Here is an 18,562-nt window from a genome sequence, read left to right on the forward strand (position 1 = left end):
TTACCTTCCGATTTAGGGTTCCCTCATCAAAGCATATGAATGAGTGTGAGTATCAAAATTACATATATGAGCATATACTCATATAATAGTTACATCTATTATATGGTGTTTTCCAAGAAAGTGTCAATGAAAAACAAAACCGGCAAATCACCGGTTTTTATTTTACTTTTTGCAGACGCAGCGCATTCAGAACAACAGATACAGAGCTAAAAGCCATTGCCGCTCCCGCTATCCATGGCGCTAAAAATCCAAGGGCCGCGACTGGTATGCCAAGACTGTTATAGCCAAGTGCCCAGAATAAGTTTTGTTTAATGTTTTTCATCGTAAGTCTGCTCATACGGATGGCGTCCGCAATACTGTTCAGATCGCCGCGAATGAGCGTTATGTCCGCTGTTTCCATCGCGATGTCGGTGCCTGTTCCAATGGCCATGCCGATATCCGCTGTGGCAAGCGCGGGTGCATCGTTGATGCCATCACCGACCATTGCCGTCTGGCGTCCTTCTTTTTGCAGGCGGGAGATTTCCGCTGCCTTTTGCTCAGGAAGGACCTCAGCAATGACGCTGTCAATTCCAGCTTCCTTTGCTATCGCTTCTGCCGTTCTGCGATTGTCCCCGGTCATCATGATGACATCCAGACCCATCTCTTTCAGACGGGTGACTGCCTCCCGCGACGTGTCTTTTATCGTGTCGGCAACCGCTACAAGCCCCGCTGCTGCTCCATCAATGGACACGAGCATCACCGTTTTTCCTTCTCCTTCAAGCTCCTCCATCCGAGGAAGAAAAGCCTCATGCTCAATCCGTTCGCTCTCCATTAACCGTCTTGTGCCGACGAGTATCGTTTTGCCTCCGGCTTCGGCTGAAATACCAGCGCCTACTTTCGCTACAAAATGGGTGAGCTTCGGTATCTCCAGCCCTTTATCTTTCACACCGGCAACGATCGCTTCGCCGAGCGGGTGTTCCGAGCCCGTCTCAGCTGCTGCTGCGAACCGGAGCAGCTCTGTTTCTTCAAAGCCATCGGCCGGAATGGCATCAGTCAGCTTCGGCTTTCCGTTTGTCACTGTTCCGGTTTTATCGAGAACAATGGTATCAAGGCGGTGTGTTTTTTCTAAATGCTCTCCGCCTTTAAAAAGAATGCCGAATTCAGCCGCCCGTCCGGATCCTGCCATAATGCTTGTCGGGGTGGCAAGACCCAGTGCACATGGACAGGCGATGACGAGAACCGCAATAAACTTGCTGATCGCTTCAGCAAAATCACCTGGAGACGCCCAAAGATACCAAATAAGGAACGTGAGGACGGCGATCCCCAATACAATCGGCACAAAAATGCCTGAGATCTGGTCGGCGAGACGCTGGATCGGCGCTTTTGATCCTTGTGCTTCCTCCACAATTTTGATGATATGAGAAAGCGCTGTTTCTTTCCCGACGTTAACAGCCTTGATTTTCAGGAAACCGTTTGAGTTCACAGTCGCTCCTGTCACGCTGTCACCGGGAGATTTGTCAACGGGAAGACTTTCTCCTGTAATCATGGATTCATCTACAGCCGAGCGGCCTTCCAGCACCTCTCCATCGACAGGAATTCGTTCGCCTGGTTTGACATGAACAATATCACCAACAGCCACTTCATCTATCGGGATGATTTGCTCCTGTCCGTCTCTTACGACCGCCGCTGTTTTGGCTTGCAGCTTCATGAGCTTTTTAATGGCATCTGATGAGCGCCCTTTCGCCTTCGTTTCAAACAGCTTTCCTAACAAAATGAGCGTCAGCAAAATCGCGCTTGTTTCATAGTAAAGGCCGTCAGTATGCCCATGGGAACCGAGGCTTCGAATCGTAAGATAAAGACTGTAAGCATAAGCAGCCGTTGTTCCGAGTGCAACCAATACATCCATATTGGCGCTTTTATTTCTGAGCGCCTTATATGCGCCGACGTAAAACGGCCAGCCGATCAAAAACTGCACCGGGGTCGCAAGGGCAAATTGCATCCACGGATTGAGGAATAAATTCGGCACCCAAATGAACGAAGTAAATGTAAAATGGCTCACCATCGCCCACAGCAAAGGAAATGACAGAATAGCTGAAAAGATCAGTCTCGCTGTTTGCTGCCGTTCTTCTTTCTTTTTGGAAGCAGCGGCTTCGCTATCCTCATCGCCTTTCAGCTTAAGTTGATATCCGAGCTTATCAACGACTTCTTTAAAATCGCTGACAGCCGCTTCTTTTGGGTTGTATTCAACTGTTACAGTTTCTAAAGCAAAGTTCACCGGAGCATTTGTAACGCCTTCTAATTTGCTAAGCCTCTTTTCAATCCGATTGGCGCATGCTGCACAGGTCATGCCCTCAATATCAAACTCAGCTTTTTCCGTTACGACGTGATAACCCAGTTTTTCTATTTTTTCTTGGATTGCTTCTGTTCCTGTTTCAGCAGGGTCATAGGTAACATTTGACGTTTCCGTCGCCAGATTCACATTGGCATCCGTGACACCAGGCATCCGCTTCAGGCCTTTTTCAATTCTGGCGGCACACGCCGCACAAGTCATACCAGATACTTGCATCGCAATTTCCTTTTGCTCACTCAATACACTCACTCCTTTATATACACCCGGGGGGTATATAAAAATGAAAGAAATATCGCGCCTTGATGAAGGCGCGATAACGTGAATCAGTTGGCTACATCATAGCCTTGGTCTTCTATCGCATCCGCAATGTCTTTGACTGACACTTTGCCGGCATCAAACGTGACATCAACTTTCCCCGCTTCAAGATTGACATGAACAGCACTAACCCCGTCCAGTTCTCCCACACTCGTTTCAACTGCTTTGACGCAGTGCTGACAAGACATGCCTTCAACTTGCAATGTTTTTTGTTCCATATGAATTCCTCCTGTTTATTCGATCTGTTTTCATCCTACCATACCCCCGTAGGGTATTACAATAATAAAACATGATTATTTCGCTAATTTTTTAAATACGTCTAATAGCTCAGAAATGGCTTGGTCCCCGTCTCCGCTTTTGATGGCGTCTGCTACGCAATGATGGGCGTGATCTTCAAGCAAGTGGAGAGCCACTTTTTGCATTGCCGCCTGAACAGCTGAAATCTGTACAAGAATATCTACACAATATCGATCGTTTTCCACCATATTTTGAATACCTCTGACCTGGCCTTCTATCCGTTTCAATCGGTTTGTAATTTGATCCTTTTCTTTCGAGCTTTTATGGTTTAATGCTTTATGTTCATTATGCTTCTCCATGCGCACACCTCTGTTTCATATATTAATTCCCATTATACTGATTGTCCAAACCGTTGTCTAAGCTTGCGGCGGCAAAAAAAGCCACTATGCAGGTTTTACCATTTGAAGATAAGGGTATATACCTTTATCAAAGCACTTTTAAAAGGGGAGAAGAAAAGTGAATACGATACAGGTAGGGATATTAGGGTACGGACTGTCAGGCTCGGTCTTTCACGCGCCGCTGCTTGCCGTTCTGGACGAGTATCATATCAGCAAGGTGATGACATCGCGAACGGAAGAGGTGAAGCGTGATTTCCCTGATGCCGAGGTAGTGCATGAGCTTGAGGAGATGACAAATGATCCGGCAATTGAGCTTGTCATCGTCACCACTCCGAGCGGCCTCCACTACGAGCACGCATTGGCATGCATTCAGGCGGGCAAACATGTCGTTATTGAAAAACCGATGACAGCCACTGCTGAAGAAGGGGAGAAATTAAAAAAAGCGGCCGACGAACGAGGCGTCTTGTTAAGCGTATACCATAACAGGCGATGGGATAATGACTTTTTAACAATTAAGAAACTCATTGATGACGGGTCTCTAGAAGATATCAATACATATCAGGTCTCCTATGATCGATACAAACCTGAGATTCAAGCAAGATGGCGGGAAAAAGAAGGGGCTGCCACCGGTACGCTGTATGATCTCGGCTCTCATATCATAGACCAGGCCCTGCATTTATTCGGAATGCCTAAAGCTGTAACCGCAAAAGTCATGGCTCAAAGAGAACATGCTGAAACCGTTGATTATTTTCATCTGACAATGGATTACGGCAAGCTTCAAGCCATTCTATACGCCGGATCAATCGTCCCGGCAAACGGGCCGCGTTATCAAATTCACGGACAGCAATCAAGCTTTATCAAATACGGGATTGACGGACAGGAGGATGCCCTCAGAGCCGGGAAAAAACCGGAGGATGACAGCTGGGGTGCGGATGATCACGAGTCTTACGGTCAGCTGACAACTGTTCATGGCGAGAACAAAAAAACAGAAACCATTCCATCAGTTAACGGCTCTTACCTTACCTATTACCGCAAAATAGCGGACAGCATACGCGAAGGCGCGCCGCTGCCTGTCACAGCTGAAGAGGGAATTGATGTCATCCGGATCATTGAAGCGGCTGTGAAAAGCAGTGAAGAGAAACGGACCATTTCGTTAGAACAATAAATAAAGCCTCCCTTTATACGGGGAGGCTTTTTCATTAGAATGTTTTTCCTGCTTCTTTTGCACGGGCAATCGCATCTTCTTTGATTTGCTGTGCTTTGTCAGGCTCTGCATTATGACCCTCTACGAAAATGCCATCGAAGGATGGAACGCCGAAGAAGTTCATCATGATGCCAATGTAACGGTGGCCCATTTCCATTTCAGCCGCAGGGCCTTCTGAATAATAGCCGCCGCGCGCTTGAATGTGAATCGCTTTTTTATCAGTTAACAAGCCGATAGGACCTTGTTCAGTATATTTGAAAGATTTTCCTGCTACTGCAACTGAATCAAGGTACGCTTTCATCACCGGCGGGAATGAGAAGTTCCATAATGGTGTGACGAACACATATTTATCAGCTGATGCAAATTGATCGCTAAGCTCTCCTAAACGGCCCACTTTCTCTTTTTCGTTTTCAGAAAGTGCATCGCCGGACTGGAGCTTGCCCCAGCCGCTGAATACATCAGCATCAATGTGAGGAATGTTTTCTTTGTACAAGTCGATATGTACAACTTCATCATTTGGATTTGCTTCTTTGTATGATTCGATGAACGCTTTACCGGTTGCCATGCTGTAAGAAGTCGCTTCATCATGCGGGTGAGCAGTGATATACAATACTTTTGCCATTTTTACCAGCCCTTTCAATTTTAAAATTACACATCCGTTATTATCATTCAGACGCGTCATGATTATTCTTTATCTCTTAAACCTTATTATAGGTGCAATAAAAATTGCTTTCAAGAAAAATATCTCGAATTAAAGATTTTTTTAAATCCGTACGAACAGCTTACTTTTCATAAGCTGTTCGCAAACCTGTATACAATGTGTAGAGCTCCCCGCTGATTCGCGGATAATACGGAAAACGCGGCACTTCTACAACAGCGGGCGGCATTTTCATCAGTACTGATTGCTCAGCCTGTTCAAAAAACGCTCTCAAATGGTTTATTTCTTCTTCAGAAACCGGAGAGGGCGGACGATGATGGGCTTGAGCCGAGAGCAAATAATAACCTAAGTGCTGTACTCCAGAGATCGCCGCCCACAGCGTATCCGCTTTCGCTTTTGGAAAATCTCCAAGTGCTTTATCATATGCATCCCGAAGCCTGACTAAGCTCACTCTAAGCTGATGTCCGTCTATTTGCTGTCCGGCTAACAGTTTCTCCATAAACTGCCCTTCCAGCCTGATCACTTCCCTCATGTATTCAGGCAGGCGTTTTGCTGAAAAACGTCTCCACAAAAGCATCGTTCCCAATAGGCCAATTGTGCTGCCGACAGCCACATCGGTCAGCCTCGCCGCTATAAAATAACCGGCCCCCAAGCCGCCATGCATGCTTTCTGTGATAACAAGCGCGTTTGCGGTCAGAAAAGGAACAGCCAAAGCATAATTGCGGACAATCAGCATTTCAAGAAGAAATTGAAGCATTGTGATACATAAAGCGATATACACGCCGGATGGCTTAAAGAACAGGATCGCTCCTGCCAGCATCACGCCAATTACGGTTCCTGCCGAACGCTGAATGGCTCTTTGCAGCGTAAAGACAACAGTCGTGCCCAGCATCACCGCCGCTGCCGAGAGCGGAATCCAGTAAGAACGGTGAAAACCGAAAGCATTGGCAAACAAAGCCGCCGCAAACAGCACAATCCCATACTTTAATGCCCGAATCAAAACAGGTGACTCCCAGTCAAAGGCATTTCTCAGAAAGTAATAGGAGGATGGCAGACGGCTTGGCTCCGCGTCCGATGGATCATCATTCCGCCCTGAAGCGATACTCAACACCTCGTTGATTTCTTCATACAGCTTCCGGGCTGGCTCCGCTTCATCCTCCTGAATAGGAAACGCATCGGAAACACGAGATTGCCCCAGCATGTCGGCAGTTTGGCGAAGTGCCTTTGCGCTCTGGGCCTTATCTGCGTTTGGTGTTTCGGCAGAAAAATGAATAATCGAGATGAAGAGATCATCCGCTTTTTCCAGCAAGCGGATAAAACGTTCATCATGAGGCGATTTTCTCCATCTATTCCCTTTGCCGAGCACCGTTTGACGGGCTGTTCTCAGCATCAGCACGGTCTGATGCTGCGCGTTATGAAAATCAGGAGTTCCGACATCGGAAAGGCAGGATGCAAGCTGGCGGTATGTTCTTTTCAGCACTGTATTTTCCGGTCCATGCCTGTTATTGATCCAGCCAATCAAGGCGATTCCTGTGGCGAAAAGCCCGCCGGCAAATGTCAGTCCCGCTCTGAACGGAGCTTCTGAAGGATCTGCCGGCAAACCCGAGCTCACCAAAAAGGCAAGGACAAAAAACATCGGTGCTGGCCCTTGTATCCCAAGCGCGCCAAAAATAAACATTGCAGCTGCCCCGATAAGCCCCAGAACAGCCGCCATGCTCCAGAAAGTCCCTGCCAAAAGCGTCCCTAATCCAAACGATGCGGCGATCCCCAATGAAACTAACAGCAGCTTCAGAATACGTTTCGTATACGATTCCCCGCCTGCATATAAAAAAACAAAGCCGCCGATGCTAGCGGTCAAACCGAAATCCGTGTGTCCCGACATTGCGCCGACAAACACAGGAAATCCTGAAGCGACGCCTGACCCGATTGCCTTTTTCCATGGGAAAGGGGTTGCATGAATGCGAAAGGCATCCTTGACGACACTTGGCACTGTTCTTCGATTTTGATCAGAAGACTTGTTCATATTACATAACCCTCTTTAACGACATGATGTTGGTCTCTTCCCGTTTATTCGCCATAGTATGCCCAGAAACAGACCCATCTTCTCATTGGATATGCTCTCATCAAAAAAGACAGAGACATATCTTCTCTGCCTTCATTACACAAGTTTTTTCGCAATGTCATGCATTGGTTTGATCCAGTTGCTGTATGTCAGCTCAGCCGCCTTTTTCCGGTTCTTCTCCTTATATGCCTGAATGATTTGGTTATGTTCTTCAATAGAATTCTGCGGAGACTTGAAAAAAAGGTACTCAAGCCGAAGAATATGCATGTGAAGAACTGAGGTAAAATTGCGGATATATTCATTATCAGCCGCCTCAATTATCACATCATGAAACGCTTTATCAATGCCAAGCACTTCATAGATTTCGTTTCGGTCAATTGCCGCTTTCATTTCGTGATTGATGGCTGTCAGTTGCTCTATATGAGACGAATGAATGTTTTCAATTGCCAATTCGGCAGCGGTGGATTGGAGAGACGCCATCGGCGGATAGACTTTGAAGACATCATTTTTTTCAATCTGTGAAATTCTTGTTTCTTTCCCCGGAGACATTTCAACAAACCCCTGCATCTCTAATAATTGCAAAGCCTCTCTGACCGGTGTTCTGCTGACGCCAAGCGCTTTGGCCAACGCATCGTCATTCAATTTTTCTCCGGGCACAAGCACTCCTTCCACGATCCATTTTTGAATTTGCTCAAAAGCAAGCTTTTTGGCAGTCTGCCGTTTCGGCTTCGGGGCATTGGACGGTATCGGCACAAAGCATCACCTCTGAATATGGGTTTTGTTTTTTAATGCTGCCGTTTTGCCGGCACTTTTCTTCTGTGAAAGGACAAAAATCATGACTAAAATGCATGCCGCTCCTGCTGCTTGAAACAACCCAAAGGACACGCCAAGCCAAAGAATAGAAGACGCGACTGCGGCAACCGGCTCAGTGCATCCCAGCATGCTCGCTTCTTGCGGGAATAAATATTTCAAACTTTCTAGGTACATGCAGAATCCCAATAACGTTCCGAAAATAACAATAAAAGCCACCGATACAATTCCAGAAACCGTCCAGCCTTCTGCCTGTACTGCCCAAGGCGGATGAATAAAGCTCATGCCGACGCCCCCGATCAGCATCCCCCAGCCAATGACGAGAGCCGACCCCCATGTTTTCAAAAGAGAACTGGAATACAGCGTATAGAAGGCAAGTGCGCCAGCAGAAAGAAGACCCCATACAACAGATAAAGGAGAAACTGTTAAATTGCTGATGTTTCCATTCGTCAGCAGCAAAAAAGTGCCTGCTAAAGCCAATAATAGCCCCAAAAAATCGGAAAACTGAAATGAATTCTTTCGGGTCAGAAGCAAATACAGCATAATCAGAACAGGCGCTAAGTATTGAAGCAGCGTAGCCACCGCTGCGTTTCCGGTTCCGATTGAAGCTAAAAACGTATACTGAACACCCAGCATGCCGGCAATCCCGAAAACAATAAGCTGGACAGCCGCTTTTTTATCTTTCCATATGCCCCAAACTGCCCTCCTGTTTTTACCGGCGGACACAATAATCAGCACCAACAGGCCTGATAACAGTAAACGCACCGTTACAAGCCACTCTACCGATACATCACTCGTTTCAAATAAATGCTGGGCAACCGTTCCCGATAATCCCCAAAAAGCAGCTCCGACAATCACCATTAAAAAGCCGTACAACCGTTGTTTCTGAGTCGTCAACGTATATCCTCCTGACATGTAATATGCAATATATTACATATTATATCGTTTTACTTTTCAGAAAACAAAGTGTTTTCAAAAAATAAAAACAGTGCTACTCGCACTGCTTAGATAAAAGTCTGTGAATAAAAAATAAAGGATAAATCAAAAGGTATCCATTAAACAGCCACCATGCAAGATCAAAATCCCCGCTAAATGTCCAGAATGATAAAGCCTGAAGGCCTGAACAGAAGGTCAGCACAAGAGAAATCAGCGCCAGCTGCCTCCATATTGCTCTTTTGACGCGCTGCAAATACAAGCTGTACAAACCAGTAATGGAGATTAAGATATCCAAGGGAAAAAAGGACCAATTCCAGGCGATCATAAACGGATCTTGATAATGTTTAAAGGCCCAGCTTTCCGGCATTAATGAAAAGCCGGCAGACAGCCAGTACAATATAAAACCGATATCAGTCACGAGAAAGAACAGTTTCATCACTCTCATGTTACTGCTCATTTTTATGTACCGTTTGAGGCTCCGCCCCTTGATCGATCAGGTTTAAAGACACAACACCGGCAATAATCAGCCCGATTGAAATCAGTTTCATGACACTTATATTCTCTTGAAAATACAAAAACCCGACAACTGTGATCAGGACAATGCCCATCCCCGACCAGACAGCGTAAGCAACAGATACATCGATAGATTTGAGCGTAAGCGTCAGAAAGAAAAGACTCCCGCCATAAAAAAACATCAATAGCACACTCGGCAGAAGCTTCGTGAAACCCGCTGAAAGCTTCATACTGACCGTTCCGGCAACTTCAAATAAAATGGCCAAACATAAAAACATCCACTGCACGCGCCACCAGCCTCCTCATTTTTCTGTTATCCCGTTACATAATACATCTACGATTGATTCAAGAACTTCTCCTGTCGTGTACTGATGTTTGAGCGGATAATCAGGATCATATACTTGGTTGATGCTTCCTATATACATTTGAACCAATAAATCAATGTTGATGTTTCTGATCTTCTTTTGCTCCCTGCACTCGTTTAACAATCCAATAACAACTGACCATTCTTCCTTCATAAACGTGTCTAATTTGAGCCACGCATCGTAATGGGATTTCTTCAGCTCTTGTAATAACCCCATGTTCAGCAGCTCCATTTCCTTTGGAAGACCGATCAGCATTTGTTTCACCTTTTCAAGCGCATCTAGGGTCTCATCTTCATAGATGCTTTTTTCCAGTTGCTTCATCTCTGCGATAAACTGCGCCACGACGGCCTCCGTAAGCTGATCTTTCGACGGGTAATGCGCATAAAGCGTCCGCTTGCTTGTTCCAAGCGCTCCCGCCAGATCGTTCATTGTAAATGAAAAACCTTTCTGTCTGATCAGCCGAATGGTTTCCGCCAATATTCTTTTTTCCAAATCAACCACCTCGCTTTCGGTACTAAAAAAACTATTTCAGTACCAAAATTATACGACAGCAAGTTCTGGAAATCAATACAATAAAAAAACCTCTTCCCAGAGGGAGAGGTTTTCTAAAAGACGCTGCGGACCAAGCCGCCGTCCGCCCGAAGTGCCGCGCCATTAATCGCGGAAGACAGCGGGCTGCTTAGGAATGTAACAAAGTGAGCGATTTCTTCCGGCCGGATCAGCCTTTGGATAATTGAAGTCGGACGGTTTTCCTTCATAAAACGGGTCTCAGCTTCTTGAACAGTCAGGTTTTCACCAGGATAAAGAGAGTTCAGCATTGTTTCCACTCCCTCTGTTAAGGTTGAACCCGGCATGACTGTATTTACCGTTACATTTGTGCCGGTTGCCAGCTCCGCCAAGCTGCGGGAAATGGAAAGCTGCATCGTTTTCGTCGCGCTGTAATGGGCCATTTCCTGAGAAGGCATGATTGCCGCTTCACTGGCAATAAAAATCACCCGGCCTTCTTTCTTCTCTATCATTTTGTGTAAATACTTGCGTGTGAGCCTCACACCGCTCATAATATTCACTTCAAAAAATCGGAACCACTCATCATCGGGAATATCAAAATACGCCGCCGGTTCAAAAATCCCTAAATTATTGACCAAAATATCAACCTGCGGATATGCCTGAAACAGGTCATTGCAGCCTTCTTCGGTTCCAAGATCAAATGCGGCCGGATAAAACACAGCCTCTGCATGCTGTGTTTTCAAATCGTCTATCGTCTGATTCACTTTTTCTTCCCGGCGTCCGTTAATGATAACCGCAGCGCCTTCTTCCGCTAACGAAGCGGCAATCGCTTTGCCGATCCCCGACGTTGAGCCGGTCACCAGTGCGGTTTTCCCACGTAAATTCAGCTTCATTCGTTCATCCCTCCGTTTTTGTTTCCTCTTATTTATTAACAGAAATGCGATTGGTAAAATATCTGCTGTAAAACCAGTATGAAACAGCTGGGATTCAAATGGAAGTACGCACTTATTGGTGCCTGTTATACGAAAAAATAAAGCAGAACCTGTAAAAGGTTCTGCTTTATTTGCATTATGTATGGAGACGGTGGGAGTCTATTATACTACAATTATATATTTTTAAAATGGTGGAAAAATGTTGATAAATAAGGATTTTCATTGAATTTGTTGCCAAAATGTTGCCACGGAATCCCTACTCACAGATATAATTTAATTAAAGTATTATCATATTCTTTGTGATGGGAGTTGAGACAAATGAAGAATACAAAACTCGATCCGTCAGTAGTACATATTATGATCCAGCCATCGGGATGTGGTGTGATCCGCCTGGTGGTATGGGGTGTGAGTGAGAAGCTAGGAAATACAAATGAGTATGACAGACTTTGAATGAAAGTTATATCAGATATGTTAATATGCGTCATTACGGAAAAAATCCGACTCTTCCCGAACTTAAAAGAAAGACCGGGAAAAGCGAACAGGAAATACGTGAGGCAATAAAAAGCTGATCCGTAAAGGCGCTCTTTCTTGGGATAAAGAAAAGAAAGTATGGATAATCTAAAAAGCCCTTCTCGTGTGAGTTGGGCTTAATTTATCGATTGGATTCGTAATCGTTGATATTAGAAGAAGCAAATATGGATCGAAAGCAATTCTTAGAGCAGTTTCTTACATACCGGCAGGAACGCGCTTCAAAGAGCAAAATTGACAGGAGGACACGAATCATAAAAATAAATGATAAAGCTTCAATGTGAATGAGCCTAAAACTTGGCTCTTTTATCTTTTATTAACACATCTGTTTCTTTAGTGGAGGGACGTAACGTATTCTGCTACTATACACTTATGGTTCTGCTGGATAAGGGAAACATCATTTCTTATACCATTAGACATATTACGGATTGCTTAATTTTTATATAACTGTTGGAAACGGTTTTTCCGTCTGCGATAATAAAATAAGAGGTGAAATCAATGAATGGTATAGAATTTTTAGAGTCCGTGTCGCAACTGGGACAAATAATTTTATTGTTCTCCGGCTACGCCCTTTATTGGAGATTAGGTAAAACAAAAAGAGAACGAAAACTTACAAAATATGAAACTTTTCTTAGGTTCTTTGTAATGTTCGGCATATTTGCATGGGCAATTTCGTTTCTTGCTTTGCATTTGTGGTAACAATCTTCTGTCGATATTTTGCCAATTATGTCTATTTTGTTAATTCTAAATTAAATTCCCTTTTTCTTGAAAAAATGTATGTTACTATTGAATTGCTTTACCATTTCAAAAAAGGGAGAGTTCACACATGTTGAAAAGATGGTTTTTTCTGGCATCGGTTTTCTTTCTTGCTATTGCCACAATAGCACCAGCAGCTTCAGCAACACAATTGAATCCGGAGGACGGTTTAGATGGCTTAACTGAAGAACAAATTGAAAAATCTGTAGCAGAAGTTGAGTACATCTTTACTAAGATTTTAGTTTTTGACAAAGAGACGGGGTATACAGTCAAAGAGGATGAGCTTGAAAAGTCTCCTTATACTACAGGTCAAAAAGACGGCATGATCGCTTTCGCTAATTATATGAATAAGGAATATAATTATCCGAATGTAAAAATCAGTAGTGTTCAAGGATGTTTAGAAGATGCACTTAACTTAAGTAAAGGTGCTTTGAATCAAGTTCAAAAAGCAATTGAAAACGGCGATTGGTTGACTGTTGTAGGATTTCTAGGAACTATAGGTTTAGCAATTTCCCCACCAGCAGTATTTGCATTCTTCTTACTCTGTGGTGCTCCAGTGGCAAAGATTGCTCCACAAGAAAATTGATAAATGACAAAGCCACCTCTAAAGGTGGCTTCTATAGTAAGGTCCTTTATGAAACAGAAAATATAATTATCGCCTTAGAATGAAGTTCCAGCTTCAGGCAACACTGTATATTTACTAAAAACCAGTGAGTACGCAGTGCCCCTACAAGCTTGTTTAACCTCCTTTGTTCTTTTTCATGTGTACAGCTCCCCTAACACTAAGCCACAAACCTCCCATAGCATCTCAATTGCATCTCCCGAATAATTGAGATTAAGGATAAAATTCACATGCAGGTTCAGATAGAGTCGATAGAGTAACTGTCTCTTTTAAAAGACATAAAAAATAGCGCTGAAAACACAGCGCCAGTAAAATCAGATTATAGGATTTTTGGTTCTTTTTACGATAGCATAGCGACTAGCGCAATTGATAGACGCTACGAAAAATACCTTAGAAAATCAGGGGTTAAAAAAATAGTGCTCCACGACTTCAGACTTCACATGCATCATACTTGATCAATAAAAAATGCAATCCATTGGTCATGGCATTGAACAGGTATAGTCACCTTTACCCGTCTGCACAACATGAAGTTATTGGCTTCATGGAAAACGAAAAATTTTAAAAGTGTTACCAAAAAGTAACCGCAGGGCCCTCGAAAGCTTTAGAAGCTTTGATAGCACTGCGGTTTCAAAGTATGTATGGAGACGGTGGGAGTCGAACCCACGTCCAGAAACATCGATTACTTAAGCGTCTACGAGCGTAGCCTGCATATTTGTGTTTTCACTCATCTTCTTGCCTGCGGGCGGGCCTTCCGAGAGCTAGTCTGTTTGTCTCTTCTTACGTTCTCAGACGGGAACGCAAGCGTAGCCTACTTGGATGTGCTCTTCACAGACACATAGGCAATGTCAGGAAGAGCTCGCTGCGCTTATTAGGCAGCTAATGCTACGTTTTGGTTAAAACTGTTAGTTTTGCCAGTTATATTTATGTGCGTGTTTACGAGATCGCCTCTCGGCTCGCAGCTCAAGCTCGATCCATCCCTGTCGAATCCGTAACGTCCCCTTGTTATAAGGGAAATACGGGAGAAATATCAAGCTCTCACTCAAACTGGCTACATTCTTATTATAACATGATCACGGCTCATTTCAATTGACAAATCCTTCAAGAAAAGACCGTGTCATCTCATCGTGAAATCAGTATAGCACAGGCTGGATTTCAGTATCAAGCGTTATGCTTTTAGAACCCTTTTTGACTGTCTCTGAACGCTCTTTCAATTTCACGCTTCGCATCCTTGCGCTTCAGATCTTCACGTTTGTCATAGTTTTTCTTCCCTTTACCCAGACCGAGAAGAACTTTGGCAAAGCCGTTTTTCAAATACAGCTTGAGCGGAACGAGAGAATAACCTTTTTCCTTCGTTAAGCCGATCAGCTTGTTAATTTCCTTGCGGTGCATTAACAGCTTTCTCGTCCGGAGCGGATCGTGGTTATAGCGGTTTCCCTGCTCATACGGGCTGACGTGCATATTGTGGAGAAATACTTCTCCCCGTTCGATTTTGGCGAAGGAATCTTTTAGATTCACGCGTCCGGCGCGAATCGCTTTGATTTCTGTTCCTTGCAATACAATGCCTGTTTCATATGTTTCTTCTATAAAATAATCGTGATTGGCTTTTTTATTTTGAGATAATACTTTTCCTGACCCTTTCGGCATGCCAGAACCTCCTCTCACTAAGGAAAAACTGTCCACCTTTGCGATACGCTCTATTTTACCAAATGTCACGCATGGCTACAATGAAAAGCTGTTTCCGAAAGAAAGCAAATAGAGCGCTGCGGCCCTATTTGCTGGTTGAGCTGCTATTTCTTCTTTTTCCGTTTCTGCTTCGGTGCGTTTTGAAAGCCGCGTTTTTTCTTTTTCTTCTTCGGCTTTGTGAACCACTCTCCTTTTTCCTCGGAAGGAGCAGGAGATACAGGCGTATTTGTGCTTAAAACGCGTTTTCTGGCAGGTTTTCCGCGTTTTCGGCTGCGGCTGTCCATTTCTCTCGGACGGCGCGGGGTGCCTTTCATACCGACGATTTCGAAGTCAATATTGCGCTCGTCTTTATTGACGTCAACGACTTTAACTGTAATTTCATCCCCGATGCGGAACACATTTCCCGTCCGCTCGCCGATCATCGCAAAGTGCTGCTCGTCAAAGCGATAATAGTCATCCGTCATAAAGCTGACGTGGACGAGTCCTTCAATTGTATTCGGCAGCTCGACAAACATCCCGAAGTTTGTCACAGAGCTGATCATGCCGTCAAATTCTTCACCGATTTTATCAAGCATATATTCCGCTTTTTTCAAATCATCTGTTTCACGCTCTGCGTCAACTGCACGGCGTTCCATTGATGAAGTATGTTCAGCGATATCCGGAAGCCGTTCAGCCCACTTCTCCTGTGTCGCTTCATCGACCTTGCCGTTGATTAAGTACGTTCTGATCAATCTGTGGACGATTAAATCCGGATAACGGCGGATCGGCGATGTGAAATGGGTATAGAATTCTGTTGACAGGCCGAAGTGCCCTAAGCTTTGCGGGTCGTATTTCGCCTGCTTCATGGAACGTAGCATGACAGTAGAAATCACTGTTTCCTCTGGTCTGTCACGAACAGCGTCAAGAATGCTCTGCAGCGCGCGCGGATGAATATTTCCCGCCGTTCCTTTTACAACATAGCCAAATGTTGTCACAAACTCTAAAAACTTTTGCAGTTTTTCAGCATTAGGCTCTTCGTGTATCCGGTAAATAAACGGAACGTTCATCCAATGGAAATGCTCTGCAACGGTTTCGTTCGCAACAAGCATAAATTCTTCAATCAGTTTTTCGGCGACTGAGCGTTCTCTGATCACAACGTCTTTGACCGCGCCTTCTTCATCGACAAGCACCTTTGCTTCTTTGAAGTCAAAATCTACGGCGCCGCGGTTCATCCGCTTTTCGCGAAGAATTTCTGCCAGCCGCTCCATGTCTTTGAACATCGGCACGAGCGGTTCGTACTTTTCCTTTAATTCATCATCATCATCAACAAGAATCTGATTCACATCGGAATATGTCATTCTTTCCGTTGTTTTGATGACGCTTTGGAAGATTTCGTGCTCTGTGACTTCTCCCCGACTGTTGATGGTCATTTCACAAGAAAGTGTCAGGCGGTCAACCTTCGGATTTAATGAACAAATACCGTTTGACAGTCTGTGCGGAATCATCGGAATCACACGGTCAACCAAATACACACTCGTTCCTCTTTCCATCGCTTCTTTGTCAATCGGCGAGTTTTCAGTCACGTAATGGCTGACGTCGGCAATGTGAACGCCAAGCTTATAGCTGCCGTCATCCAGCTTTGTCACTGTAACCGCGTCATCCAAGTCCTTCGCGTCCGCTCCGTCAATGGTGACAATGACCTGGTCACGGAGATCACGGCGGTCTATCAGGTCTTTTTCATCAATCGTATCAGGCGTGCTTGTCGCCTGTTCCATTGCATCGGCAGGGAATTCACCCGGCAGTCCGTGCTTATGGATGACTGATAAAATATCAATGCCCGGATCATTTTTATGGCCGAGAATGGATTCAATCTCACCCTCTGCATTCATTCGGCCTTCAGGATAGCTGGTCAGTTTAACAACCACCTTATGCCCTTCAGCCGCGCCATTTTTCCCGCTATTAGGAATGAAGATATCGCTTGTGATTTTTTTGTCATCCGGAATGACAAAACCGAAGTTTTTTGTTTCTGTATAGGTTCCGACAACCCGCTGAATCGCTCTTTCTAAAATACGAATGACGGTACCCTCTTGTCTGGAGCCGCTTGACTGCAAATTCAGGCGTACCATTACAATATCGCCGTTCATAGCTGTATTCAGCTCATTAGGCGGAATAAACACATCGCTTAACGACGTATCCTCAGGCAGCAAAAAGGCAAATCCCTTCGGATGCGCAGAAAGCTTTCCTTTAATTAAATTCATTTTTTCCGGAATGCCGTAGCGGTCGCTTCTCGTCCGCACGATAAGCCCTTTTTCCTCCAGCGCAACCAGCGCTTTGACGAGCTCTTTAAATTCCTCGGCATCCGTAATCTGTAACATCTCCTCAAGTTCCTGAACAGTCAGAGGCTTGTACGCCTCTTCCTTCATAAACGAGAGAAGCTTATCCATAAATGCTTCTTTTTCCATTATCCGACCTCCTGTTGATTACCAATCGAGCTTCTCTAAAAATTCATACACATCCTGATGGACGAGGTCACGTTCTTTGTCGAGCGTAATGGCATGGCCTGATTCCTCGTACCATTTCAGCTGTTTCTCATCAGTTTCCACTTCGTTGTAAATAATATTTGCGCTTTCGGTATTAATCATGTGATCATGACGGGCCTGCACCACAAATGTCGGTGAATAAATCATATCGACATTGTTTCGCACATCGGCAATTAAGTCTTGCAGCGCCTTAAGGGTATTCATCGGCGTTTTTTCGAATTCCTTCATTTCTTCTTCAATTTGCTCCGGGCTTTTCCCCTCGAACTTTTTGTAATTGCGAGCGTATGAAAGGACGCCCTGATACATGACCTCTTCACTCTTAATATGCATTGGCGCGCACATTGGGACAATTCCCTTTATGGGTACAGTGTAACCCAATTTCAGCGAAAAAACCCCGCCAAGCGACAGTCCGCAGGCAGCAATGTCCTCATAGCCTTCAGATTTTAAATATTCATAGCCATCCATGACGTTTTTCCACCAATCTTCAGGCCCCGTATGTACCAATTCTTCAGGAGGAACGCCGTGTCCTTCATATTGAGGCGCGTGGCACGTATAGCCCCGTTCATTCAAATAACGTCCCAGCATTCTCACATCTGCTGTATTCCCTGTAAAGCCGTGCAGCAAAAGCACCGCTTTGTCTCCGCCTTTAAATGTAAATGGTTTTGGTGTCACAACTTTCATGCTCATTTCTCCCTTTCTTTCTGCACGACCATTTTAGTTTTCCACAGTTTGATAAGAAAAAAACGCTCTGAATATCAGCCAGAAACGTGAAAAAGGCCTGACTTTACATCAGACCTTATACAAACATTGCCCTATAGGATATAAGCAAGCGCAATCGTCAACACGAAAAACAAGACTGCCAGCACAACCGTAATGCGGTGCAGAATCAAATCAAGACCTCTTGCTTTTTGTTTCCCGAAGAGCTGCTCCGCTCCGCCTGAAATCGCACCAGATAATCCGGCGCTTTTACTGGATTGAAGCAAAACGACAATAATAAGTGCAATACTGACGATAACCAATAAGGTAATCAAAACCGCGTGCATCCCTTACACCTCCAGACTCACTGGCCTACATTACTTCTATTTTACATGAAAAGGTTTGGCATGTCACGCCGTATCAGACGCCAAAAGACCGGATAAGACATTTTGTTTTGGTTAGCCTATTCGTATGAATTGAGCGAAAAGGGAG

General features: G+C 44.7%; 18 protein-coding genes and 1 other RNA gene. 3 read left to right on the plus strand and 16 right to left on the minus strand.

Translation table 11 applies throughout. The annotated features are described in order from the left end of the window. Positions 1-157: 157 nt before the first annotated feature. From copA to csoR, 3 genes are all read right to left on the minus strand, one after another. Positions 158-2,569, minus strand: a complete 2,412-nt coding sequence (gene copA, locus NSS75_RS18000; protein WP_101859950.1) for a copper-exporting P-type ATPase CopA — start codon at positions 2,567-2,569, stop codon at positions 158-160. Positions 2,570-2,652: 83 nt separating this feature from the next. Beyond that, a complete protein-coding gene (gene copZ, locus NSS75_RS18005; RefSeq protein WP_024122844.1) occupies positions 2,653-2,862 on the minus strand; it encodes a copper chaperone CopZ in 210 nt (69 codons plus the stop codon). A 75-nt stretch (positions 2,863-2,937) separates the two neighbouring features. Further along, positions 2,938-3,240, minus strand: coding sequence for a copper-sensing transcriptional repressor CsoR (csoR, locus tag NSS75_RS18010; RefSeq protein WP_024122845.1), 303 nt, complete (start codon positions 3,238-3,240; stop codon positions 2,938-2,940). A 157-nt stretch (positions 3,241-3,397) separates the two neighbouring features. Between csoR and NSS75_RS18015 the strand changes: the two genes are divergently transcribed. Then, positions 3,398-4,444: an oxidoreductase gene (locus tag NSS75_RS18015; protein ID WP_024122846.1), complete on the plus strand. Its 1,047-nt coding sequence runs from the start codon at positions 3,398-3,400 to the stop codon at positions 4,442-4,444. A gap of 34 nt (positions 4,445-4,478) precedes the next feature. On the opposite strand, the gene azoRB is transcribed toward NSS75_RS18015, so the two are convergent. The 8 genes from azoRB to NSS75_RS18055 form a co-directional block, all read right to left on the minus strand. After that, positions 4,479-5,105 (minus strand): FMN-dependent NADH-azoreductase AzoRB, encoded by a 627-nt coding sequence (gene azoRB, locus NSS75_RS18020; RefSeq protein WP_101864801.1) that lies wholly within the window; start codon positions 5,103-5,105, stop codon positions 4,479-4,481. 160 nt (positions 5,106-5,265) lie between these two features. Further along, positions 5,266-7,164: an FUSC family protein gene (locus NSS75_RS18025; RefSeq protein ID WP_103671323.1), complete on the minus strand. Its 1,899-nt coding sequence runs from the start codon at positions 7,162-7,164 to the stop codon at positions 5,266-5,268. A gap of 135 nt (positions 7,165-7,299) precedes the next feature. Then, entirely contained in the window at positions 7,300-7,956 is a 657-nt protein-coding gene (locus tag NSS75_RS18030; protein ID WP_103671322.1) for a GntR family transcriptional regulator, read from the minus strand. A 6-nt stretch (positions 7,957-7,962) separates the two neighbouring features. Further along, a complete protein-coding gene (locus NSS75_RS18035; protein ID WP_216393866.1) occupies positions 7,963-8,910 on the minus strand; it encodes a DMT family transporter in 948 nt (315 codons plus the stop codon). A gap of 94 nt (positions 8,911-9,004) precedes the next feature. Then, a complete protein-coding gene (locus NSS75_RS18040) occupies positions 9,005-9,394 on the minus strand; it encodes a YvaD family protein (protein ID WP_024122851.1) in 390 nt (129 codons plus the stop codon). A gap of 1 nt (position 9,395) precedes the next feature. Then, positions 9,396-9,749 carry a multidrug efflux SMR transporter gene (locus NSS75_RS18045; RefSeq protein ID WP_188323307.1) on the minus strand — a complete coding sequence of 118 codons (354 nt, stop codon included), beginning with the start codon at positions 9,747-9,749 and terminating at the stop codon, positions 9,396-9,398. Between the two features lie 15 nt (positions 9,750-9,764). After that, positions 9,765-10,319 carry a TetR/AcrR family transcriptional regulator gene (locus NSS75_RS18050; RefSeq protein ID WP_024122853.1) on the minus strand — a complete coding sequence of 185 codons (555 nt, stop codon included), beginning with the start codon at positions 10,317-10,319 and terminating at the stop codon, positions 9,765-9,767. 113 nt (positions 10,320-10,432) lie between these two features. Further along, a complete protein-coding gene (locus NSS75_RS18055; RefSeq protein ID WP_185848618.1) occupies positions 10,433-11,227 on the minus strand; it encodes an SDR family oxidoreductase in 795 nt (264 codons plus the stop codon). A gap of 1,065 nt (positions 11,228-12,292) precedes the next feature. Here NSS75_RS18055 and NSS75_RS18060 point away from each other — a divergent pair. Further along, positions 12,293-12,493, plus strand: a complete 201-nt coding sequence (locus tag NSS75_RS18060; protein ID WP_339234245.1) for a hypothetical protein — start codon at positions 12,293-12,295, stop codon at positions 12,491-12,493. A gap of 127 nt (positions 12,494-12,620) precedes the next feature. Beyond that, the gene (locus NSS75_RS18065; RefSeq protein WP_339234247.1) at positions 12,621-13,136 is read left to right on the plus strand and encodes a hypothetical protein; all 516 of its coding nucleotides are present in this window, start codon (positions 12,621-12,623) and stop codon (positions 13,134-13,136) included. 672 nt (positions 13,137-13,808) lie between these two features. On the opposite strand, the gene ssrA is transcribed toward NSS75_RS18065, so the two are convergent. From ssrA to secG, 5 genes are all read right to left on the minus strand, one after another. Beyond that, positions 13,809-14,171, minus strand: a transfer-messenger RNA (tmRNA) gene (gene ssrA, locus NSS75_RS18070). A 174-nt stretch (positions 14,172-14,345) separates the two neighbouring features. Next, positions 14,346-14,816 carry an SsrA-binding protein gene (gene smpB, locus NSS75_RS18075; protein ID WP_010331890.1) on the minus strand — a complete coding sequence of 157 codons (471 nt, stop codon included), beginning with the start codon at positions 14,814-14,816 and terminating at the stop codon, positions 14,346-14,348. Between the two features lie 143 nt (positions 14,817-14,959). Further along, positions 14,960-17,296: a ribonuclease R gene (gene rnr, locus NSS75_RS18080; protein ID WP_216393867.1), complete on the minus strand. Its 2,337-nt coding sequence runs from the start codon at positions 17,294-17,296 to the stop codon at positions 14,960-14,962. Positions 17,297-17,314: 18 nt separating this feature from the next. After that, positions 17,315-18,055 carry a carboxylesterase gene (locus NSS75_RS18085; protein ID WP_127696470.1) on the minus strand — a complete coding sequence of 247 codons (741 nt, stop codon included), beginning with the start codon at positions 18,053-18,055 and terminating at the stop codon, positions 17,315-17,317. A gap of 131 nt (positions 18,056-18,186) precedes the next feature. After that, positions 18,187-18,417, minus strand: a complete 231-nt coding sequence (secG, locus tag NSS75_RS18090; RefSeq protein WP_003220028.1) for a preprotein translocase subunit SecG — start codon at positions 18,415-18,417, stop codon at positions 18,187-18,189. Positions 18,418-18,562: the final 145 nt, after the last annotated feature.

The sequence above is a fragment of the Bacillus sp. FSL K6-1012 genome (assembly GCF_037964915.1).
GTDB classification, from domain to species: Bacteria; Bacillota; Bacilli; order Bacillales; family Bacillaceae; genus Bacillus; species Bacillus halotolerans.

What these genes read in the sequence shown, in the direction of transcription:
- copZ (WP_024122844.1), bottom strand. Translation starts at nt 2,862, where the DNA reads ATGGAACAAAAAACATTGCAAGTTGAAGGCATGTCTTGTCAGCACTGC.
- csoR (WP_024122845.1), bottom strand. Translation starts at nt 3,240, where the DNA reads ATGGAGAAGCATAATGAACATAAAGCATTAAACCATAAAAGCTCGAAA.
- azoRB (WP_101864801.1), bottom strand. Translation starts at nt 5,105, where the DNA reads ATGGCAAAAGTATTGTATATCACTGCTCACCCGCATGATGAAGCGACT.
- NSS75_RS18025 (WP_103671323.1), bottom strand. Translation starts at nt 7,164, where the DNA reads ATGAACAAGTCTTCTGATCAAAATCGAAGAACAGTGCCAAGTGTCGTC.
- NSS75_RS18040 (WP_024122851.1), bottom strand. Translation starts at nt 9,394, where the DNA reads ATGAGAGTGATGAAACTGTTCTTTCTCGTGACTGATATCGGTTTTATA.
- NSS75_RS18055 (WP_185848618.1), bottom strand. Translation starts at nt 11,227, where the DNA reads ATGAAGCTGAATTTACGTGGGAAAACCGCACTGGTGACCGGCTCAACG.
- NSS75_RS18060 (WP_339234245.1), top strand. Translation starts at nt 12,293, where the DNA reads ATGAATGGTATAGAATTTTTAGAGTCCGTGTCGCAACTGGGACAAATA.
- NSS75_RS18065 (WP_339234247.1), top strand. Translation starts at nt 12,621, where the DNA reads ATGTTGAAAAGATGGTTTTTTCTGGCATCGGTTTTCTTTCTTGCTATT.
- smpB (WP_010331890.1), bottom strand. Translation starts at nt 14,816, where the DNA reads ATGCCGAAAGGGTCAGGAAAAGTATTATCTCAAAATAAAAAAGCCAAT.
- rnr (WP_216393867.1), bottom strand. Translation starts at nt 17,296, where the DNA reads ATGGAAAAAGAAGCATTTATGGATAAGCTTCTCTCGTTTATGAAGGAA.
- NSS75_RS18085 (WP_127696470.1), bottom strand. Translation starts at nt 18,055, where the DNA reads ATGAAAGTTGTGACACCAAAACCATTTACATTTAAAGGCGGAGACAAA.
- secG (WP_003220028.1), bottom strand. Translation starts at nt 18,417, where the DNA reads ATGCACGCGGTTTTGATTACCTTATTGGTTATCGTCAGTATTGCACTT.